The sequence below is a fragment of the Colwellia sp. C2M11 genome (assembly GCF_018860915.1).
Taxonomy (GTDB): domain Bacteria; phylum Pseudomonadota; class Gammaproteobacteria; order Enterobacterales; family Alteromonadaceae; genus Colwellia.
Genome location: NZ_JAHKQD010000027.1, coordinates 25,669 through 44,659, shown reverse-complemented (window position 1 = coordinate 44,659; position 18,991 = coordinate 25,669). Strand labels below are relative to the sequence as shown.

The 18,991-nt window shown below is 34.0% G+C and carries 19 protein-coding genes; 11 read left to right on the top strand and 8 right to left on the bottom strand.

Annotated elements, in window-relative coordinates:
* Positions 1–239: 239 nt before the first annotated feature.
* The 5 genes from KO509_RS07960 to queF all read right to left on the bottom strand — a co-directional run bounded on the left by KO509_RS07960 (position 240) and on the right by queF (position 5,980).
* Positions 240–635 carry a DUF3192 domain-containing protein gene (locus KO509_RS07960; protein ID WP_215972750.1) on the bottom strand — a complete coding sequence of 132 codons (396 nt, stop codon included), beginning with the start codon at positions 633–635 and terminating at the stop codon, positions 240–242.
* A 65-nt stretch (positions 636–700) separates the two neighbouring features.
* Positions 701–1,561, bottom strand: a complete 861-nt coding sequence (xni, locus tag KO509_RS07955; RefSeq protein ID WP_215972749.1) for a flap endonuclease Xni — start codon at positions 1,559–1,561, stop codon at positions 701–703.
* A 2-nt stretch (positions 1,562–1,563) separates the two neighbouring features.
* Positions 1,564–2,910: a nucleotide 5'-monophosphate nucleosidase PpnN gene (gene ppnN, locus KO509_RS07950; RefSeq protein WP_215972748.1), complete on the bottom strand. Its 1,347-nt coding sequence runs from the start codon at positions 2,908–2,910 to the stop codon at positions 1,564–1,566.
* A gap of 63 nt (positions 2,911–2,973) precedes the next feature.
* Complete coding sequence (locus KO509_RS07945; protein WP_215972747.1) at positions 2,974–4,569, bottom strand: diguanylate cyclase; 1,596 nt, start codon at positions 4,567–4,569, stop codon at positions 2,974–2,976.
* Between the two features lie 535 nt (positions 4,570–5,104).
* Positions 5,105–5,980 (bottom strand): NADPH-dependent 7-cyano-7-deazaguanine reductase QueF, encoded by an 876-nt coding sequence (gene queF, locus KO509_RS07940; RefSeq protein WP_215972746.1) that lies wholly within the window; start codon positions 5,978–5,980, stop codon positions 5,105–5,107.
* A gap of 56 nt (positions 5,981–6,036) precedes the next feature.
* On the opposite strand from queF, the gene syd reads away from it, so the two are divergent.
* Entirely contained in the window at positions 6,037–6,642 is a 606-nt protein-coding gene (gene syd / locus KO509_RS07935; protein WP_215972745.1) for a SecY-interacting protein, read from the top strand.
* A gap of 73 nt (positions 6,643–6,715) precedes the next feature.
* On the opposite strand, the gene KO509_RS07930 is transcribed toward syd, so the two are convergent.
* The gene (locus KO509_RS07930) at positions 6,716–7,030 is read right to left on the bottom strand and encodes a hypothetical protein (protein WP_215972744.1); all 315 of its coding nucleotides are present in this window, start codon (positions 7,028–7,030) and stop codon (positions 6,716–6,718) included.
* 177 nt (positions 7,031–7,207) lie between these two features.
* On the opposite strand from KO509_RS07930, the gene KO509_RS07925 reads away from it, so the two are divergent.
* From KO509_RS07925 to KO509_RS07900, 6 genes are all read left to right on the top strand, one after another.
* Entirely contained in the window at positions 7,208–7,585 is a 378-nt protein-coding gene (locus KO509_RS07925) for a DUF3192 domain-containing protein (protein ID WP_215972743.1), read from the top strand.
* 197 nt (positions 7,586–7,782) lie between these two features.
* On the top strand, positions 7,783–8,421 hold the full coding sequence (locus KO509_RS07920; protein WP_215972742.1) for a GNAT family N-acetyltransferase: 639 nt from the start codon (positions 7,783–7,785) through the stop codon (positions 8,419–8,421).
* A 133-nt stretch (positions 8,422–8,554) separates the two neighbouring features.
* The gene (gene fadR / locus KO509_RS07915) at positions 8,555–9,268 is read left to right on the top strand and encodes a fatty acid metabolism transcriptional regulator FadR (protein ID WP_215972741.1); all 714 of its coding nucleotides are present in this window, start codon (positions 8,555–8,557) and stop codon (positions 9,266–9,268) included.
* 298 nt (positions 9,269–9,566) lie between these two features.
* The gene (locus KO509_RS07910) at positions 9,567–11,186 is read left to right on the top strand and encodes a methyl-accepting chemotaxis protein (RefSeq protein WP_215972740.1); all 1,620 of its coding nucleotides are present in this window, start codon (positions 9,567–9,569) and stop codon (positions 11,184–11,186) included.
* A 121-nt stretch (positions 11,187–11,307) separates the two neighbouring features.
* A complete protein-coding gene (locus tag KO509_RS07905) occupies positions 11,308–12,477 on the top strand; it encodes a porin (protein WP_215972739.1) in 1,170 nt (389 codons plus the stop codon).
* Between the two features lie 10 nt (positions 12,478–12,487).
* Positions 12,488–12,919 (top strand): phosphate ABC transporter substrate-binding protein, encoded by a 432-nt coding sequence (locus KO509_RS07900; protein ID WP_252727446.1) that lies wholly within the window; start codon positions 12,488–12,490, stop codon positions 12,917–12,919.
* Positions 12,920–13,012: 93 nt separating this feature from the next.
* Here KO509_RS07900 and sodB read toward each other — a convergent pair whose 3' ends face one another.
* Positions 13,013–13,597 (bottom strand): superoxide dismutase [Fe], encoded by a 585-nt coding sequence (gene sodB, locus KO509_RS07895; RefSeq protein ID WP_215972738.1) that lies wholly within the window; start codon positions 13,595–13,597, stop codon positions 13,013–13,015.
* Positions 13,598–13,899: 302 nt separating this feature from the next.
* On the opposite strand from sodB, the gene KO509_RS07890 reads away from it, so the two are divergent.
* Positions 13,900–14,244 carry a Grx4 family monothiol glutaredoxin gene (locus KO509_RS07890; protein WP_252727445.1) on the top strand — a complete coding sequence of 115 codons (345 nt, stop codon included), beginning with the start codon at positions 13,900–13,902 and terminating at the stop codon, positions 14,242–14,244.
* A 92-nt stretch (positions 14,245–14,336) separates the two neighbouring features.
* Positions 14,337–14,942 carry a peroxiredoxin C gene (locus tag KO509_RS07885; protein ID WP_215972737.1) on the top strand — a complete coding sequence of 202 codons (606 nt, stop codon included), beginning with the start codon at positions 14,337–14,339 and terminating at the stop codon, positions 14,940–14,942.
* Between the two features lie 113 nt (positions 14,943–15,055).
* Here KO509_RS07885 and rnt read toward each other — a convergent pair whose 3' ends face one another.
* Entirely contained in the window at positions 15,056–15,727 is a 672-nt protein-coding gene (gene rnt / locus KO509_RS07880) for a ribonuclease T (RefSeq protein WP_215972736.1), read from the bottom strand.
* 327 nt (positions 15,728–16,054) lie between these two features.
* On the opposite strand from rnt, the gene KO509_RS07875 reads away from it, so the two are divergent.
* Complete coding sequence (locus KO509_RS07875; protein ID WP_215972765.1) at positions 16,055–16,918, top strand: OmpA family protein; 864 nt, start codon at positions 16,055–16,057, stop codon at positions 16,916–16,918.
* Between the two features lie 153 nt (positions 16,919–17,071).
* A complete protein-coding gene (locus tag KO509_RS07870) occupies positions 17,072–18,931 on the top strand; it encodes a M1 family metallopeptidase (RefSeq protein ID WP_215972735.1) in 1,860 nt (619 codons plus the stop codon).
* The last annotated feature ends 60 nt before the right edge of the window (positions 18,932–18,991 follow it).

Below are 18,991 nucleotides of genomic sequence, written 5' to 3'. Positions count from 1 at the left end.
AGTATTTGTGATACGTATTCGATATTTCTATTTGCAATATTCATGCGATGAATGACCAGTAAAGTGGTCATATATAGAGCTAAATAAAACGACTCTAAAAGGTAATCCAGAGTGTATCAAGTTTACGTTAGTCTACATTTAACGATTTATTATAGCATATTGGATGAATATATTAGATTATGTTTTTATTAAAAAATTTAATTAAACACAGTGTTAATATTTCAAAAAAACGATAAAAACTATTGATAACTTTCAATAATTCCCCAGTTTTTAGGATAATTATCTCCTAAACCAATTTCTTTAAGGGCGCCGTTGACAAATAATAAGAAAGTACACTCATCTTGCGTGGTAATGCCATCAGACTTTACATGCTGTGTACGATAAAACATTACTTGAAATTTATCTGCTGCAACTTTTTTAGCTTCGGTAATATCTGGGCTACCAAGTTGTTCTATTGCTTGCTCAAAAGTGAACTGTTCAAGTTGTAATTTTGCTATAAATTGTTTGTTATAAGCTTCCCTGTCTTCCCATTGCATCTTATCAGGACTATCATCATAAAATGAAACAACGAGTAAAACGAAAATTCCGTATGCGGCTAATGCAAGAAATATACGAGTAATAACCTTTTTATTCATTGTGCCTCTTGTCTTATTATTTTTTATAAATTGTTATTGAAATGATAACTAGTTATTGATTTAGTTTAAAGTGCTTCTTGTTTATTTAGTTTATTGCCATATTCGGGGTTAGTTTTTTTTAACCTAATATCTTTAAGGTTAAAGCCTAGGGGAATACTTCGTTTAAGTGTGAGTAACTTTCTACTTAATGTAATTTGTTCTTCACTTGCATCGAGTTTCTCTTTGATAGAGGGTTTAAGATCATTACTGGTCAGAATGGCATTAAGGGAGCTATATTCATTGAGTAAGTTAGCCGCGGTAATTTGACCAATACCTGCAACGCCAGGGATCTTATTTGTGTTATCACCTGTTAATGTCCAAAGATCAACTAACTGTGTTGGTTTTATATCAAACTTTTCTTTAACATAGGTTTCGTCTAAGTAACGACGATTGAAATAATCATAAATATTAATGTTCGGACTTAATAATGGGAGAAAGCCTTTATCGGTAGAAACAATCGTGGCATTTTGTCCATGTAATGCCATTTTAGTTGCCAATGTTGCGATCAGATCATCTGCTTCATCTTCTTCAGACAGTAATGAATCAACACCTAAGTTAAGGAAGGCATCCTGGATATTGGGAAGCTCATCAGCTAAGTGGCGAGACATTTTCTTCCGGCCTTTTTTATAGTCAGGGTATAGCTTGTAACGCCAACAAGGGTTTTGACTATCAAATACCGCTAGCGCGTGACTAGCTTGATGAGAGCTCAAGATGTTTTCCAATGCTTTGTTACAGGCTTGTTGGGTGTTAAATAATACTTGTTGCTGTGTTTTTTCTGCTAATTCACCATCAAGTTGATTTTTACTTTGGACAAATGGGCGCTCTTGAACGGCATAAATTCGTCGGATTAAGTTAAGGGCATCAATTAATACTAAATGAGCTGACACGTTTACCCCTCTAATACTTTATAACAAGGTATATATTTACTGCCGGGTAATTTCATTCGTTCTTGGTCAACAAATGAAGAGAGCAATTTATCCATTAATGTCATAATTTTTTTGTCTCCTGATATTTGAAAAGGCCCATGCTCTCTAATCGCTTTTATACCATCCGATTTTACATTTCCGGCTACAATACCAGAAAATACACGACGTAAATTTGCAGCAAGCTCAGCAGTAGGTAAGTCATGACTAATATTCAACTCAGACATGTTTTTATGATTTGCTTCAAATGGTTGTTGAAAATCATGCTCGATAACTAAAGACCAATTGAAGTGAAAAGCATCTCCTGTTTTTGTGCGATAGGCAAGCACTTCTTTTAATTTGATTGACATAACTTGTGCTACTTTTTCTGCATCATCAATAATTATTTGATAAAGGTTTTGTGCTTTTTTACCTAATGTAGCGCCGATGAACTCATCAATTTCTTTAAAATATTCACGGGCACTTTCTGGGCCAGTTAAGATAATAGGTAATATTTGATTTTTATTTTCTTCATTTAACAAAATACCTAATATGTAAAGGAGCTCTTCAGCGGTTCCTGCGCCACCTGGAAAAATAATGAGACCATGTGACATTCGTACAAATGCTTCTAAACGTTTTTCTATATCTGGCATAATGACAAGTTCATTTACGATAGCATTAGGTGGCTCTGCTGCGATAATGCTTGGCTCTGTTAAACCAATATATCGACCAGCTTTATTTCGTTGCTTAGCATGCCCAATTGTTGCACCTTTCATTGGACCTTTCATGGCACCTGGCCCACAACCAGTACAAATATTAAAGTCACGCAACCCTAGCTGATAGCCGACAGATTTAGTATATCTATACTCATCATTTTTAATTGAATGACCACCCCAACAAGTAATTAAACGAGCTTCGGTCTCAGGTAAAATAGTATTGGCGTTTCTCAATATACCAAAAGTCGCGTCAGTTAGAGAGTCAGGTGCACAATGCATATTTTGGTAAGGATTGTGTATATATAAAATATCACGGAGAACAGCAGATAAATGTTCGCGAATACCTCTAATTATTTTACCATCAACAAAGGCATTTGCAGGTGGGTTTTTAAGGTCAATTTTAACACCTCGCTCACGCCTGAGTACTTCTATCGTAAAATCTTTATGTTGCTGATAAATCACTTCTGCATCATCGGTATGACTCCCCGCATTAAGTACTGCGAGTGAGCAACTTCGATAAAGATTGTAAAGTTCGCTAGTTGAAGACTGTTGAAGTTGATCCACTTCTGCTTGCGACAGTATATTCATGTTTCCGACAGGGTTAAGCTGAGTATGCATGTAAAATTCCTTTGTTTCTCTTCGGCTTTGGAACGACCAAGACTGTATGAGTTGTGCTTTTAATTAAGCGTAAATAACTTGGTTTTTACCTTGGGTTTTAGCTTTGTACATGGCTTCATCGGCGCGCTCAAATGCGGTATGTATATTATCCTCTTGAGATATATGGGTAGCCCCTATAGATAAGGTGATGCTTACTTTATTATCTTTAAATTTGAAAGGTAAAATGGAAATATTCTTATTTAAAAAGTTTAATTCTTTAACTAATTCATCTTCTTTATGATTTTTATAAATCAATACAAACTCTTCTCCACCATAACGTGCAATAAAGGCATCTTTATCAGCCTTCTTTTGTATCGTATTGGCGATAACCTGCAAGGTTTTATCACCAGCTGTGTGGCCATAATTATCATTGATACTTTTAAAGTCATCTATATCGATAACAGCAAGTGCTAAATTAAAAGGTTTATGATGGAAAGCAACCATCGCTTGAGTAAAATATTCATCAAAAGCGGCACGATTACTTAATTTGGTTAAAGCATCTTGCATACTTTTACGCTTTTGTTCGGCTAATTTACTTTCATATTCTTTACTTTTTTCTTCAAAAGCTTCTACTTTTTTAACCATTTTACTTAATTGGCTAGCCAGTTCTTCCTGGTTTTGTAGCTCTAGCTTTGTTTTTTTCTCTAATGTTTTTGCTATACTAATTATCTTACCATTGATATCAACTTTAACTTGTTCTAACGAAAGTGCTGTTTTGACCGAGCCAGCCATATCTAATAATTGACCTTGCAATTTTTGATTAATTTTAAGGTTAGTGTCTTGTGCGGTCTTACATGTCGAAAGTGTTTCTTTTACCGCATGCTGTACTGTCGTTAATGTTTCACTTAAGGTATTTAAAAAGTGTTTTGCACTATTTCGTTCATGCTGTAAATCGGCAAATATTACATCAAATATTTCAATAAATCGTAATAACACATCATCATGAGTTGTGTCTTTTAGCAAATTTTTATTAATTTCCAATAATTCTTTACTGTACTGAGTAGAGAGCTGTAATTTACTTAAGCAACTGGATATTTTACCAATAAGCACGCTATTAATAGCCGGTGTTGCGTTTGTTGTAGTGCTAATATCTTGTGTTAATTCTTTGGCGGTATTTGATGATGAAACACTTGATTTTGATTGTAGAGCAATACTATAAAAAGCTAAAAGCTTACTTACAAGAGGAGCATATTGAGTGATACTTTCTTTGGTTGACTGACTTTCTTGTAACAAGGTTCGTAATTTTCTCCGCAAGTCACTCGGTAATCCCTGTACTTTTTGTAAACTCTGTCCAGCGCTATTAAACTGAGTATGCAATTGAGAAATATTTTTTTTATTGGTTGTCGTTTGTTGTTGTAATAACGTTGATATTTCATTAATTTTTAATTCAATATCAGATACTGGCGCTGATTTTGTCAACAATATTCGAAGTTGAGCGAGTCGATTATCTAATTTTATATCGACGCCTTTGGATACTTGAGATAGTTTATTAATAAACTCTATTAGCATACTAGATTGCGCTTTAAAGTCTTCTTCAAGTGAAGCTCTAGATGCTATTGCTGCATTAAGTTTTTTTTGTAACACTTTTGATTCATTAACAGCAACAGTTTTAGTATTCATATCCTTAGTTAATCCTTCTATTTTATCTTTTTTTACTAAGCAATTTGATTATGCCCTTAATTATTAATAATTTACAGTAACAACAACATTATCAATAAATTTATTATAAATTATGTGTAAACACATGACTATACTGACTTAATCAGATTCACGTTTGCTTAACGTAAATTAAGCCGTTAAATTACAATAATATTATTTACTACTTTCTACTTTATAAGAAGTTTAGTTGAAAATTATTAAAATATCCCTGTTATTTTGAACGGTTTTATTATTGATTATTACCTTTTTAAAGTATCGATAACAAGCTTACGTTTTATACAGTATTGGTACAGGCTAATGAGGTAGCGATCGATATAATGGTTAGCCAAACGTAATATAGCTATGTCAATTTTGATATTAATTTTGACAGATTTAATACCAATCAAGCTACCTTTTATTTATCTCAATGGAGCTGGCAATATGCAACCTTATAAAAATATGTAACAGATCATGTAATAGAAACTTAATTTAACACTGATAATTAATATTGTGAGTGTTACTGCCTTAAGGTCCTTGCTGTTGGAGCACAAGCTATATGTGTGCTTCTAAAAGGGTTTATATCTAATCCGCCACGACGAGTATAACGAGCAAATACCGTTAATTTTGATAATTGACAATATTCTTGTAAATCACAAAATATTCGTTCAACACATTGTTCATGAAATTCATTATGTTGACGAAATGATATTAAGTATTGTAATAAAATACTGTGATCTATCGGAGCGCCTTCATAACTAATATAAACACTTGCCCAATCAGGTTGATTGGTAATTAAACAATTAGACTTTAATAAATGGCTAACAAGGTTTTCGCTTTCTGTTTTGGCAGAAGAGGCTTCTGAAGTTATGTCTGTTTGCGCATATTTTAGTAGCTCAGCTGTATATTGATAATTATCTACGGTGATATCAGCTTCATCAATACAAATAACGTCTTTATCACTCACTTTAATGGCCAGAGCAGGGCATTGCTCAACTGGGAATAAAGTTACTAGTGCTTGAGCACCTGCGGTTGCAGATAAATCTTTAATCAATATATTTTTAACTTCGTCAAAACTAGAGAATTTACTTTGGTTAAAGCTATTCAAATATAATTTAAATGATTTTGACTCGACTAAATTTGGGCTTGTGCAAGGAAAACGAAATTCTGCGACAGCGACAATAGGTTTGCCTTTATTATTTAACCAAGATAATTCATATCCGTACCAAACATCTTCACCTATAAAAGGTAATGTATTTGAAACAAGTGATAAATCATCTCTATTTAAGCTTCTTGGTACACCTTGTAATAGATTTGGGTTATATTCACTACAATATTCGGTTGCTTTACCAAGCGTTAAATTTTTTAATTCTTTTGAATTTTGGTAGGTTGCCATAATTTTCTTATTTTATATGAAACTTCATAGACTATTTTAAAGGATCTCTGAATTAGATGACATCATCAAATCAAACTAAACTCAATTTAGTAGACATTTTGCAACAATTTTCTAAGCAGTATGTAAAAAATTATCAAAACACCTATTCTCACCCTCCGAAAGTAGAGCAAGACGAGCAATGGCTTTCACCTTGTGAAGATGCATACACTGACATGTCCACTGAATACAAAGCGCTATCTTCGGGGGAAGTCTATTGGCGACCGGTTAATATAGAAAAGGTGCAAGAGTTAAACTTTGATAATGTTGAAACCGCTTTAGAAATGACTTTGCACCCAGATATCAAAACATACTTTACGACTTTATACAGTGAAAATCTTGATGCTACCTGTGAGGAAGGTAATTTATCTTTGTTATTTGCGTGGAATCGGGATGACTTTCAGCGCTTACAAGAGAACTTGATTGGCCATATTTTAATGAAGCAGAGGTTGAAACAAGCTGAAACTGTTTTTGTTGCTGTCACGGATGAAGAAGATATGATCATCTCAGTTGAAAATGACACTGGAACAGTGTGGGTTGAGCGTGTTGGATGTAAGCCTCATAAAAAGCTAGCTGATTCACTTGCTGAGTTTATAAACACACTGACCCCTATAGTGCCTCAATAGTAATAGCGCGACCTTAATATAATGAGTAATATTAAGGTTAAAAGCACATGTTATTAATTTACCACTTAAGTAATTATTTAAGTAGTTGTTTTATAAGGGTTTTTAATTCTAATACTTCTTCTTTTAAACTTGTTAATTCATCACGGACGTCTTTCTCAAAAGATCTTTTTTCTGTTGGTGGATTATCCGTTTTACATTCAACATCAGTATGCTTTTCTTCAGGTAACGAGATAAAGCTTGGTTCATGCTGCCAATTTTTTAATACTGATATTATGGTAGGTAAAGGAACTTTTTTATTTAACTTGGTTTTAATTAGTGCAACGCTTGGTTTATTGCCTTCATTTGCTATTTTATTAGCAACGATTGAAATTTCATCATTTATTGTCATTTTGATTAATTGTCTTTGTAATATTCACTATATTTTAGCCAATGTTACTATTTATGTCAGTTGTTATTTTTAGTTGTTCTATTTTATTCAATATAATCAGTTGGTTATGTTTTTTTGTGTTGTTGGTTTGTTTTTTGCTTTATTACGCATGAAAGTATAATTCTATTAGGAGTAAATATGAAAAAATCATTGTTGGCATTACTTATTGTTTTACCGTTAACAACAACGTTAACTGGCTGTGTTATCTCAGTAAAAGATGGTCAAGTAGATCATTCAATTATGGGGGATAGTGAAGACAGAAGTTATAAAAACCGTAAAGTTATAGCACAAGTTCAACTCGGTACAAGTGTTGTCGATATGCAAGAAAAGTTAGGTGTTGCTGATTTTTCTGAAACTTACACTTACAATGAAAAAACTATTCGTGTTTTATATTATAGAAGTCAACGCAAGCATAAAGATGGGTTAACGACTAAGGATGAATGTACTTATTTAGAATTTGTTGACGGTACATTAACTCAAACAGGTAACGGTGACGAATATAAAAAATTACTATAATTAAAAATAGCAATACACCGAGCAGTATATTAAATGAAATAATATTGGTATGACATGATGTTATACCAAGTTATTTTATATTTATAACCCTGCACTATAATTATGACAGTTGAATTTTATTTACCTATTATTAAAAAAACTGGTATGGTGAATATAGGATAAAAAAATAAATATAATTGTTGGATTGGAGAACTTGTATGTCAGCGACTGTTTCGGTAGATAGTGAACTTGATATAAAGGCAACTTACCTTAGTGCAGAGAACCTTAAAGTAGCGGCTTCGCTCCTTTTTCAATCCTATCATGATGACCCTGTTTTTTTAGATATATTCAACAGTGACAAAGAAGGTTATGAGCAAAGATTAAGAGCATCAATCAGAGAAGAGTTAAACGCTTTCTGGCAAGCTAAGCAACCCATGGTAGGTTTGTATTTGGGCGAGTCGATGGTAGGTGTTGCTTGTTTGAATAGTCCAGATGATAGTGTAGGTACGGAAAGATTCTGGCATTGGCGTTTAAAAATGTTGCTAAGTGCTGGATATTTAAGCACTAAACAGATGATAGAAAAAGAAAAAGTTGTCCTTGCCTCTATCCCATTAAAAAAATTTCACATGTTATCCTTTATTGCTATTCACCCTTTGCATCAACATCATGGCTTTGGTCATTATCTAATGGCAGCAGTAAATACTGTTCTTGAAGAGCATAGTGATAGTGAAGGTGTTGCAGTTTATGCAACATCAGGAAAGTTTAGAACTTTTTTTGAAGATGCAAATTATAAATTTATTAAAGATTTAACTGTTGGTAAAGTTTCTGGTGCTTTAATGGTACATTACAGAGAATAATTAGCTGCTTAACCTTTATCTTTTATAATGTCATGAGCTTGGTTAGACCAGTCTTTTCTATTACGCTTGTACCAATTCAATCTTCTGGTACAATCAGTTTTATTAATTTATCTTTTTTAGGTCGTTTACGAATATGGTTATAAAAGCTCAAAGCCCTGCCGGATTTGCCGAGCAATATATTGTTGAATCAATTTGGAATGGTGGTTTTCCTCCTGGTTCAATTTTACCAGCAGAGCGTGAATTATCAGAGCTAATTGGTGTAACTAGAACAACCCTTAGAGAAGTACTACAGCGCTTGGCTAGAGATGGTTGGTTGACTATTAAACATGGAAAACCAACAAAAGTGAATAACTTTTGGGACACGTCAAGTTTAAATATTTTAGAAACGCTAGCGCATCTTGACCAAGAAGGTGTTCCTGATTTAGTGGATAATCTCTTATCAGCTCGTACTAATATCAGTGCTATTTATATTCGTGGTGCTATAAAAAACAATCCTAAGAAGACTATTGAATTGTTGAGTGCTTATACTGATATTGAAGATAATGGTGAAGCATTTGCTGAGTTTGATTATCAACTAAATAAAGAATTGGCAATAGCCTCAGAAAATTCTATTTATTTACTAATATTAAATGGTTTTAAAGGATTGTATTCGCGCATTGGTAGTTTGTATTTTGCGCACCCAACAGGACGTGAAATATCAAGGGCTTATTACCAAAAGCTTATTGAACTAGCGAACGAAGGACGTTTTGATGATTCTATTTTTGAAGTTCGTAAGTACGGCATAGAATCTGGAAAACTTTGGGCTGAATTAAAGGATGATGTGCTTAAAGAGCTTACTGTAGATTAATCATTTTATTTACACACATTTAAGCAAATAGACAATTTAGTTATACTATTTGCTTTTATTATGAATACACAGTTTAAATTATAAAAGAATCACCCCCTTCCATTACTAATATAGTTATTCAAATTAGGTCTTTATTATCTATAAACATGCATTAGAACAATGGATTGCTCATTAATTATTCGTTTGAGTTGTTTACTTCAAACTCTTGATTTTAAAATTTGCGTAATATGATTTTTTTACTACACTCACTTTATTATGTATAAAAAAATTGTTGATTAACAATAACTAGAAGGCAAATATGGATTTATTTAAAACATTATCGATTCGCTATAAAATACTTTTAATTCCATTTGTTGGGGCTATTGGGTTCTGTGTGTATTTAGCTATAACACTTATGGCTATGTCTCACATAGTGACACAATTAGATAAGGCATATCGTATCGAATATCAGTTATTACAAACATCTGAATATAGCCTTGTTAGGCTGGATAAGTTGAAAGAAACGTTAGGTAATGCTGCAACTATGGGAGAAACCGATTTACTTGATGCTGCTAATACTTATGCACAAGAAACTCGTGATAAACTTCAAAATAATATTCAGTCAGATGCAGAGAATGCGAATTATTTACGCTCGTTACTCAATGATTTTAATGAATATTATCAATTAGCTTTTGCACTTTCAAGTGAGATGGTAGATGGTTCTGCTGACTTTTCTACGTTAGGGAAGCGAAGTCAAGCAATGTCCGAAAAGCTTACTAATTTGCAAAATAAATTAAATACCTTTCGCGCAGAGCGATATCAATCTTTTACTCAAGCGTTTGAGTCTGTTAATGAAAAGGCAGAGTCAAATACCACCACAGGTATGATAGTTGGCGCTATTACTATCTTATCGTTGTTTGCTGTTGCTATTCCTGTTGCGAGAACAATTAGTTCAAGTTTACAAAATATTATTCAGTCAATGAAAGGTATTGCCCAAGAGAATGGAGATTTAACTGTTAGGCTTACCACTAACAGTAAAGACGAAATAGGTGAGTTAGTTCTATGGTTCAATAGCTTTATTGAAAAACTACAAGGTGTTATTAAAAATGTAGTAGATACCGCTTTACCATTAGCTGAAACCGCAAATACAATTTCGCAACTATCGAGTAGTACCATCAGCTCGTTTAACCGCCAATCAGATAGTGTTATTCAATCAAGACAGTCGGTCGAAGAAATGAGCCAAAGTGTTGCTGAAATTACGACTAATGCAGCAGATGCAGCTGATGCAGCCAAAAATGCAAATATAGAAGCTGAAAAAGGTAAGGACGTTGTTGAGCAAACGGTAATAGGTATTAGAACTTTAGCCGAAAATGTAACGCAAGCAGCAGAAACTGTGAATCAATTACAGGAAGATACCGATAGGGTAAATGTTGTGCTTGAAGTCATACGTGGTATTGCTGACCAGACCAACTTGCTAGCACTTAATGCTGCTATTGAAGCGGCAAGAGCAGGTGAACAAGGCCGTGGTTTTGCTGTAGTTGCAGATGAAGTTAGAAATCTAGCATCACGCACACAAGAATCTACAGAAGAAATTAATCAAATGCTGGGGCAGTTACAAGGTGCAGCTAAAAAAGCGGTAACTATGATGGAAAGCTCACGCACGAGTGTTGAAGAAAGTGTGAAAACGGCTATTGAAGCCGGTGATAGCTTAGTTGTTATAACGGATACAGTTAATGTTATCGCTGATATGAATGGAGCAATAGCTGTTGCAACAGAAGAGCAACATCAAGTTTCTGGATTGATGGTTGGTCATGTTGAAGATATTCAATCTTGTGCTGATGAAGCCTCTAAAGCATCACGTGAAATTGGTGATGTAAGTGAGCAACTAACGATTTTGGCTTCAGCGTTAGAGTCTGTAGCTCGTCAATTTAAGGTCTAATTTTTAGCTATATTGCTATTTAAAGTAAGAACAATAAGTAATATTTAATAATAATAACTGTAGTTTCAATAAAGCAGTAAACGGATTTAACATAACTCAACATAATGATAGGTATATTATAATGAAGCATAATAGAATAGCGCTTGCGCTAACAGGTATTTTATTAGCAGGTAGTGCCAATGCTGAAATCACATTAAATGGTTTTGCTAGTATTGTTGCTGGTGTTACAACAGCAAGTGATGAAAGCTTATATGGCTATGACGATTCAATCGATTTTAGTCCTGATTCACTATTTGCTTTACAAGCATCAAGCGATTTAGGCGAAGGTTTAAGTATTACCGCCCAAATACTATCCCGAGGTGCCGATGATTGGGATCCTAAATTTGAATGGGCTTATGTTGGTTATCAAGTCAATGATAATTTGAAAATATTGGCTGGTCGTCAACGTATACCTTTTTATATGTACTCTGATTTTTTAGATGTGTCTTATGCTTACCCTTGGATTACTCCGCCAAGAGGAGTTTATGACGTACCTTTTGATACCTTCGATGGGATTGCCGCTATATATTCGACGCAGCTTGGTGATTTTGATACAACACTACACGCTATTTATGGTGGTAATAATTCAGATATAGAAGTGTTCGATAATGAGAGTAGTGCTGATTTTACAAATTTTGCAGGTGCCTCGTTAACGTTAACACGTGATTGGCTAACACTTAGAGGTGCTTATTTCCAAACAGAAATGAATATTGATTTGTTGGCTATTAAACCTTTAGTAGATGGTTGGAATGGATTAGGCCAAAATCATATTGCTAGTCAAATTGATATAGCATCAGATACCAGTGAGTTTATTGAGCTTGGTTTCCAACTTGATTTTGACCAAATTATTATAGTAGGTGAATACTCTTCATTATCATTAGATGATACAGCTTTACCTGATCAAGAGTCTTATTATTTGATGGCCGGTTATCGATTTAATAATATGATGGTACATGTAACTTATGGGGTTGATGAAGATGACCAAGATCCTATTACGTTAAACTATCAAATACCAGGTATACCAGATGGCACGGCATTTGAATCTTTACCTGTAGACTTACAAACTTTGATTTATGGTACCGAAAGTTTAGATACCGCGACAGATGAAGACACCAGTTATATCACATTAGGTCTGCGTTGGGATTTCCACCAATCTGCGGCATTAAAATTTGAATATACCTCTTTTAGCGACGATCTCGATAGTAATAGTGACTCAGGCTTGTTTAGAACAGCATTAGTAACTGTATTTTAGGAGTTGAAAAATGAAATTTTTAAAAAGTACTCAAAGTAAACTTTTATTATGTACATCTGTTTTTTTTCTTAGTTTCTCTTCTATAGCTGATGTTGCGGTTGTTGTTAACTCAACTAACGCTGATATTATTGATGATAGTGATATAGCGCGAATTTTTATGGGCAAAATGAAAGCATTTCCAAGTGGTGGATCCATTGAACCGATTAATTCAGTTTCAGGTAGTGCAGTACGCAGTGAATTCGAAGAAAAAGTATTAAATAAAAGTTCAAGTCAGATGAAGGCTTATTGGTCTAAATTGATCTTCTCAGGTCGAGGTAAGCCACCAACAGAATTAGGGTCAGATGCTGAGGTATTAAAACATATCGCTGCTAATGCCGGCGCTATTGGTTATGTTGATGCTGCGAGCGTTGATGCATCAGTGAAAGTATTAAAAACCTTTTAATTACTTGTAACCTAATAGTCTAAATGTACTGTTGTTTAAAAAAAACGAGCTTAGTTAGCTCGTTTTTTTATTAAAAATTCCAGCTAATAGCTATTACGCTGAGAAATTTTTGTTAGCAAAATCCCAATTAGCTAGTGCGTAAAAACCTTCCATGTACTTAGGACGAAGATTGCGGTAATCGATATAGTATGCATGTTCCCATAAATCAACAGTAAGTAATGGGGTAACACCTTCGTCTGTTAATGGTGTTGCAGCATTAGAAGTGTTAACAATCGCTAAGCTACCATCTGCATTTTTAACTAACCATGTCCAGCTTGAGCCGAAGTTATTAATTGCACTGTCAGTAAATTTTGCTTGAAATTCAGCAAAAGATCCAAAGCTAGTAACAATAGCATCTGCTAAAGCACCGGTAGGTTCACCACCGCCATTAGGGCTTAAACTATTCCAGTAAAAAGTATGGTTCCATATTTGTGCTGCATTATTAAAAATGCCTGCTGAAGAAGTTTTCACTATTTCTTCTAATGATTTGTTAGCAAACTCAGTGCCTTCAATTAAACCATTTAATTTCACTACGTAAGTATTGTGATGTTTTCCATAATGAAACGATAAAGTTTCTGCAGAAATATGTGGTTCTAGGGCATCTTGTTCGTAAGGTAATGCAGGTAATTCAATAGCCATTGTGCTCTCCAAGTTCTTTGTTTTAAAGTTACAGTGTATTCGTGAATAAAGGGTGTATTTTCCAATAAAACTTGAGTAAAATACTCAGGTATTAAGTTTATACTATTTTGAATAACTAGTGTATAGAGTGTATAAGGTTTCTTTATCTATTTTTCAAGTATATAAATTTATTTTCAAGTATTTATTATATTGAATTGAAAAGTGAAACTTCGTCTCCATTATATTTCTAGTGTCAGTTTTACTAAGAATTCAGCTCAGTATAATGAGTATTATTTTTAGAGGTTATTATTTTAGGGGTTATCATGGAAACTATCGAACGTATTAAAGAACAAATTAGTGAGAATACAGTGTTATTGTATATGAAAGGCTCACCAAAACTTCCAAGTTGTGGTTTTTCTTCACAAGCATCTCAAGCCTTGATCTCATGTGGTGAACAATTTGCCTATGTTGATATTTTACAAAACCCTGATATCAGAGCTGAATTACCAAAATATGCAGACTGGCCTACATTTCCACAACTTTGGGTTGAAGGTGAATTAGTTGGCGGTTGTGATATTATCATGGAAATGTTTCAACAAGGTGAGTTGCAAACTTTGATTAAGGAAGCATCAGCTAAAAATGCTTCTGAAGAAACAAGCGCAGAATAAATTTATCAAGAAGTAAATTGATAAGATAATGAGCTGTTATTCATTATTTTCAATATAAATTCTTAATTATTAATAATAGAAAGGAGCACAAAATGAGTGTATTAGTTGGTCGTCCAGCACCAGATTTTACTGCAGCGGCAGTGTTAGGTAGTGGTGAAATTGTTGATACTTTTACGTTAAGTGAAGCAATTAAAGGTAAAAAAGCTGTTGTGTTTTTCTACCCGTTAGATTTTACTTTTGTATGTCCGTCAGAGCTTTTAGCTTTTGATCACCGTATGGAAGAGTTCAAAAGTCGTGGTGTTGAAGTTATTGGTGTTTCAATTGATTCACAATTTTCTCATAATGCATGGCGTAATACACCTGTAAATGAAGGTGGTATTGGTCCAGTACAATATACTTTAGTTGCAGATACTAAACATGAAATTTGTAAAGCATATGACGTTGAACATCCTGAAGCAGGTGTTGCTTTCCGTGGTTCATTCTTAATTGATGAAGAAGGTAATGTACGTCATCAAGTAATCAACGATTTGCCACTTGGCCGTGATGTAGATGAAATGCTACGTATGGTTGATGCATTACAATTCCACCAAGAGCACGGTGAAGTATGTCCTGCAGGTTGGAATAAAGGTGATAAAGGTATGACAGCTTCTCCAGATGGTGTTGCAGCTTACCTTACCGATAACGCTGATAAACTTTAATCGTTTTTAAGCGACTAAATTGACAATTATTTCAACTTTTTTTAATTATTGTCACTAAAAATTATATAAAAAAGCTAGTGTTTATGACACTAGCTTTTTTTATGATTTGCTATTTACTCTGCTGGTATAGCTAAAGGCCAGCCACCTAATTCATGCCATTTATTAACAATATGACAAAATAGCTCGGCAGTTTTCTCAGTATCATAAATTGCGGTATGTGCCTCACTATTGCTAAAATCAATTTCAGCAGCTTCACAAGCTTTTGCTAGTACAGTTTGACCTAATGCTAGACCGGCTAATGTGGTCGTATCAAAACTCACAAAGCTATGGAAAGGGCTACGTTTAATGTTACAACGTGCTGTTGCGGCATTTAAAAACCCTAAATCAAAAGCTGCATTATGAGCCACAATAATTGCGCGCTGGCACCCTGCAAGCTTCATTTTTTTTCTGACTAATTTAAACAATGTTTTTAAGGCCACATCTTCGTCAACAGCACCACGTAATGGGTGTGTAGGATCAATCCCTGTAAATTCAAGTGCTTTAGGCTCTAGGTTTGCCCCTTCAAAAGGATGAACATTAAATTGTATGGTTTCATCAATTGATAACTTACCTGAAACTTCATCTAATGATAATACAGAGGCTGCAATTTCAAGTAAGGCATCAGTTTGGGCATTAAAGCCACCTGTTTCGACATCAATAACTACAGGGAAATAACCACGAAATCGTTGTGCTAATAATGGTTTACTTATTTCTTTATCTTCTTTTACTTCTACAGTATCTGACATATTATAAATTTGGCTTAAGAGAAAACTTGGATGAGTAATTATCTCAGAAAATTATTGTAAACACGATAGTAATACTTACCTGATTACATTTATGAGTCGCTTATAATATAAATGTGAATTTAGTTTGGTTTTTTAGTAATATTTAATTAGGTATAAAAATAATAAATTAGTGATAAAACACTAAAATAACGAAAAAATAGAGATAAAGTGTTAAAGTAATTCTAGTTTGAGACGATATAACTAATGTCATTAATTAATTATGTAATCAATATTATGAAAATATACTCTCCAAATACATATAAATTGTTCTTCTCTTCATCATTTTTTATGACAGCTTCTATCGCCTTGTATTTCATGTTTTTCGTAACACAGGCGCAAGCTAATATTCGACAATACAGCGCTGATCTTAATAGTTCAAAATGGCAACTTGCTGATGACTCTCGCTTACAATGTACGTTATCACATCAAATTCCTAATTATGGACAAGCACGTTTTTCAGCAAAAGCAAGTCGTAAACTGAATATGGAATTTGAGCTTGATATGATGCTTCTACCTGATAGCTATTCGCTTGCGCAAGTACGAAGTGAGTCACCTAGCTGGCGTCCTGGCTATGGCGGAAAAGTTTTAGCGAACATGAAGCTTCAGAAACAATTCAACCCTAGTTTACCTAAGAAGGTTGCTTGGACTATGTTAAGTGAGTTAGAGCAAGGAATGAGTCCAACTTTTTATTATAATGATTGGTATAGTGAAGACGATGAAATATCTGTTGGCTTATCAACCGCACGTTTTAAAGGTGCATATAAAAATTTTGTTGCTTGTGTCGGAAATTTATTAAATTACAGTTTTGAAGACATCGCTTTTACCGTATTAAATTATCAATCAAATAGTGAACAATTTACGAAAGCATCGCAACGACGTGTTGATATGATCAGAGAGTATTTAAGTTTAGATCCTAAATTAGAACTAGTATTGGTAGATGCGTATTCAGATAGTTATGGTGCCCGTTGGCCTAACCTTAAACTATCTGAACGTAGAGCGCTTAAAATACGTGATTATTTTGTCAAAAATGGAATAGATGCAAGCCGTATTGAGGCCAAAGGTTATGGTGAAAAACGTCATATATCTTCTAATGCCTCAACACTCGGACGTGGTAAAAACCGTCGTGTAGTCATTCAAATGCAAAAACTTTAAAGTCGACCTATTTATACAAAAGCCGATTGTAAATATTTCTTTATACTCTTTCAATTTGCTGAATATATTAATAATACAAAATAGTTGAATAGACTTGTTGATTCAAAGTAATCTACAAGTCTATTTTTTTGTGAGTTTTTTAGGATTATTTTAATGAAAATTTTTAAGCGGTTTATGTTGTTAGCAACATTATTTATATCGCAATTAGCAACAGCGGATAATAAGCCAGTATTAAACGATGCTTATACCTATTCAAATTATGATCAAGTTATCACAACCCACCTTTATTTAGACCTAGCGGTCAATTTCGAAGAAAAAGCATTAACAGGCTTTGCTGAGCTATCATTAAAATGGCTTAGTGATACACCACAAAGTATCATTTTAGATACACGTGATCTGGTTATTCATAACGTTCTTGCCCAAAATGCTCAAGATGAATGGCAAAAGGTAAATTATACACTTGCTGAACGAGATTCTGTTTTAGGTTCAAAACTGACGATCGATACAAAATTCAAAGCTAAAAAATTACGTGTTTATTATAATTCAACCGAAAAAGCGTCTGGTTTACAATGGTTATCTGCTGAGCAAACTGCAGGTAAGAAACAACCATTCTTATTTAGCCAGAATCAAGCAATTCATGCTCGCTCTTGGATTCCTATTCAAGATACACCAAGTGTTCGTGTTACTTACACCGCTAGAATTACAACAGATAAAGATTTATTAGCAGTAATGAGTGCTAATAATGAACCAGATACTGAGCGAGATGGCGATTACTTCTTTTCTATGCCACAAGCAATTCCTGCTTATTTAATTGCCATTGGTGTCGGTGATTTACATTTTAAATCAATGAGCCATCAAACTGGTATTTATGCTGAATCTAATATTTTAGATGCGGCAGTAGCTGAGTTTGATGATACTCAGGCGATGATTGATAAAGCTGAAAAAATGTATGGAAAATATCGTTGGGGTCGTTATGATTTATTAATATTACCACCAAGCTTTCCTTTTGGTGGTATGGAAAATCCACGTTTATCTTTTATCACACCAACTGTTATCGCAGGGGATAAAAGCTTAGTAAACTTAATTGCACATGAGCTAGCGCATTCATGGTCTGGTAATTTAGTCACCAATGAAAGCTGGCGTGATTTATGGTTAAACGAAGGTTTTACCAGTTATGTTGAAAATCGCATTATGGAAGCTGTGTTTGGTAAAAACAGAGCTATTATGGAGCAATCGCTAGATGCTCAAAATTTGAATAATGAAATAGCTGAATTATCTGCTGGTGACACTCAGTTATATATCGATCTAAAGGGACGTGATCCTGATGATGCTTTTTCAGGTGTTCCTTACACTAAAGGACAATTATTTTTAATTTATCTTGAGAAGAAGTTTGGTCGTGAGCGTTTTGATGCTTTCGTACTCGAATATTTTGACAGTCATGCATTTCAAAGCTTAGGTACGAATAACTTTGTTAAATATCTTAAAGCTAATTTAACGCATAAATATCCAAACATTGTTAGCGATGAAGATGTTAATGAATGGATTTATGGACAAGGTTTACCTACGTTTGTACCTAAGCCTACCTCAACAGCTTTTAGTACGATTGATCAGCAAATATCACAATGGCTAGCAGAAGGTATAACATTAACCCAATTACCTACAACAAATTGGACATTGCATGAATGGTTACACTTTATCAATAATTTGCCTACAGATATTAACATCGAACGTATGGTTGCAATTGATAAAGCTTTTAACTTAACACAGAGTAAAAATGCTGAAATAGCACATGCTTGGTTTTTATTATCAATCAGAGCAGGTTACGATGTTGTTTATCCAGAAATGTCTGAGTATTTAGTGGCTATCGGGCGTCGTAAGCTAATAGTGCCACTATATAAAGAATTAGCTCAAACAGAGCAAGGTAAAGCATGGGCGCTTAAGGTTTATCAAAAAGCACGCCCTGGTTATCATGGTTTAGCTCAAGGTACTGTTGATGATATTTTGAAAAAATAAATATCAGTATATATAACTTCAGTGAAATAAATTAAAGGCTCTGTTGAGCCTTTTTGCTAT

Bases quoted from the DNA above. Each gene is read 5' to 3' on its own strand.
- KO509_RS07960 (WP_215972750.1), bottom strand. From the start codon at position 635: ATGAATAAAAAGGTTATTACTCGTATATTTCTTGCATTAGCCGCATAC.
- ppnN (WP_215972748.1), bottom strand. From the start codon at position 2,910: ATGCATACTCAGCTTAACCCTGTCGGAAACATGAATATACTGTCGCAA.
- KO509_RS07945 (WP_215972747.1), bottom strand. From the start codon at position 4,569: ATGAATACTAAAACTGTTGCTGTTAATGAATCAAAAGTGTTACAAAAA.
- queF (WP_215972746.1), bottom strand. From the start codon at position 5,980: ATGGCAACCTACCAAAATTCAAAAGAATTAAAAAATTTAACGCTTGGT.
- syd (WP_215972745.1), top strand. From the start codon at position 6,037: ATGACATCATCAAATCAAACTAAACTCAATTTAGTAGACATTTTGCAA.
- KO509_RS07930 (WP_215972744.1), bottom strand. From the start codon at position 7,030: ATGACAATAAATGATGAAATTTCAATCGTTGCTAATAAAATAGCAAAT.
- KO509_RS07925 (WP_215972743.1), top strand. From the start codon at position 7,208: ATGAAAAAATCATTGTTGGCATTACTTATTGTTTTACCGTTAACAACA.
- KO509_RS07920 (WP_215972742.1), top strand. From the start codon at position 7,783: ATGTCAGCGACTGTTTCGGTAGATAGTGAACTTGATATAAAGGCAACT.
- fadR (WP_215972741.1), top strand. From the start codon at position 8,555: ATGGTTATAAAAGCTCAAAGCCCTGCCGGATTTGCCGAGCAATATATT.
- KO509_RS07910 (WP_215972740.1), top strand. From the start codon at position 9,567: ATGGATTTATTTAAAACATTATCGATTCGCTATAAAATACTTTTAATT.
- KO509_RS07905 (WP_215972739.1), top strand. From the start codon at position 11,308: ATGAAGCATAATAGAATAGCGCTTGCGCTAACAGGTATTTTATTAGCA.
- KO509_RS07900 (WP_252727446.1), top strand. From the start codon at position 12,488: ATGAAATTTTTAAAAAGTACTCAAAGTAAACTTTTATTATGTACATCT.
- sodB (WP_215972738.1), bottom strand. From the start codon at position 13,597: ATGGCTATTGAATTACCTGCATTACCTTACGAACAAGATGCCCTAGAA.
- KO509_RS07890 (WP_252727445.1), top strand. From the start codon at position 13,900: ATGGAAACTATCGAACGTATTAAAGAACAAATTAGTGAGAATACAGTG.
- KO509_RS07885 (WP_215972737.1), top strand. From the start codon at position 14,337: ATGAGTGTATTAGTTGGTCGTCCAGCACCAGATTTTACTGCAGCGGCA.
- rnt (WP_215972736.1), bottom strand. From the start codon at position 15,727: ATGTCAGATACTGTAGAAGTAAAAGAAGATAAAGAAATAAGTAAACCA.
- KO509_RS07875 (WP_215972765.1), top strand. From the start codon at position 16,055: ATGACAGCTTCTATCGCCTTGTATTTCATGTTTTTCGTAACACAGGCG.
- KO509_RS07870 (WP_215972735.1), top strand. From the start codon at position 17,072: ATGAAAATTTTTAAGCGGTTTATGTTGTTAGCAACATTATTTATATCG.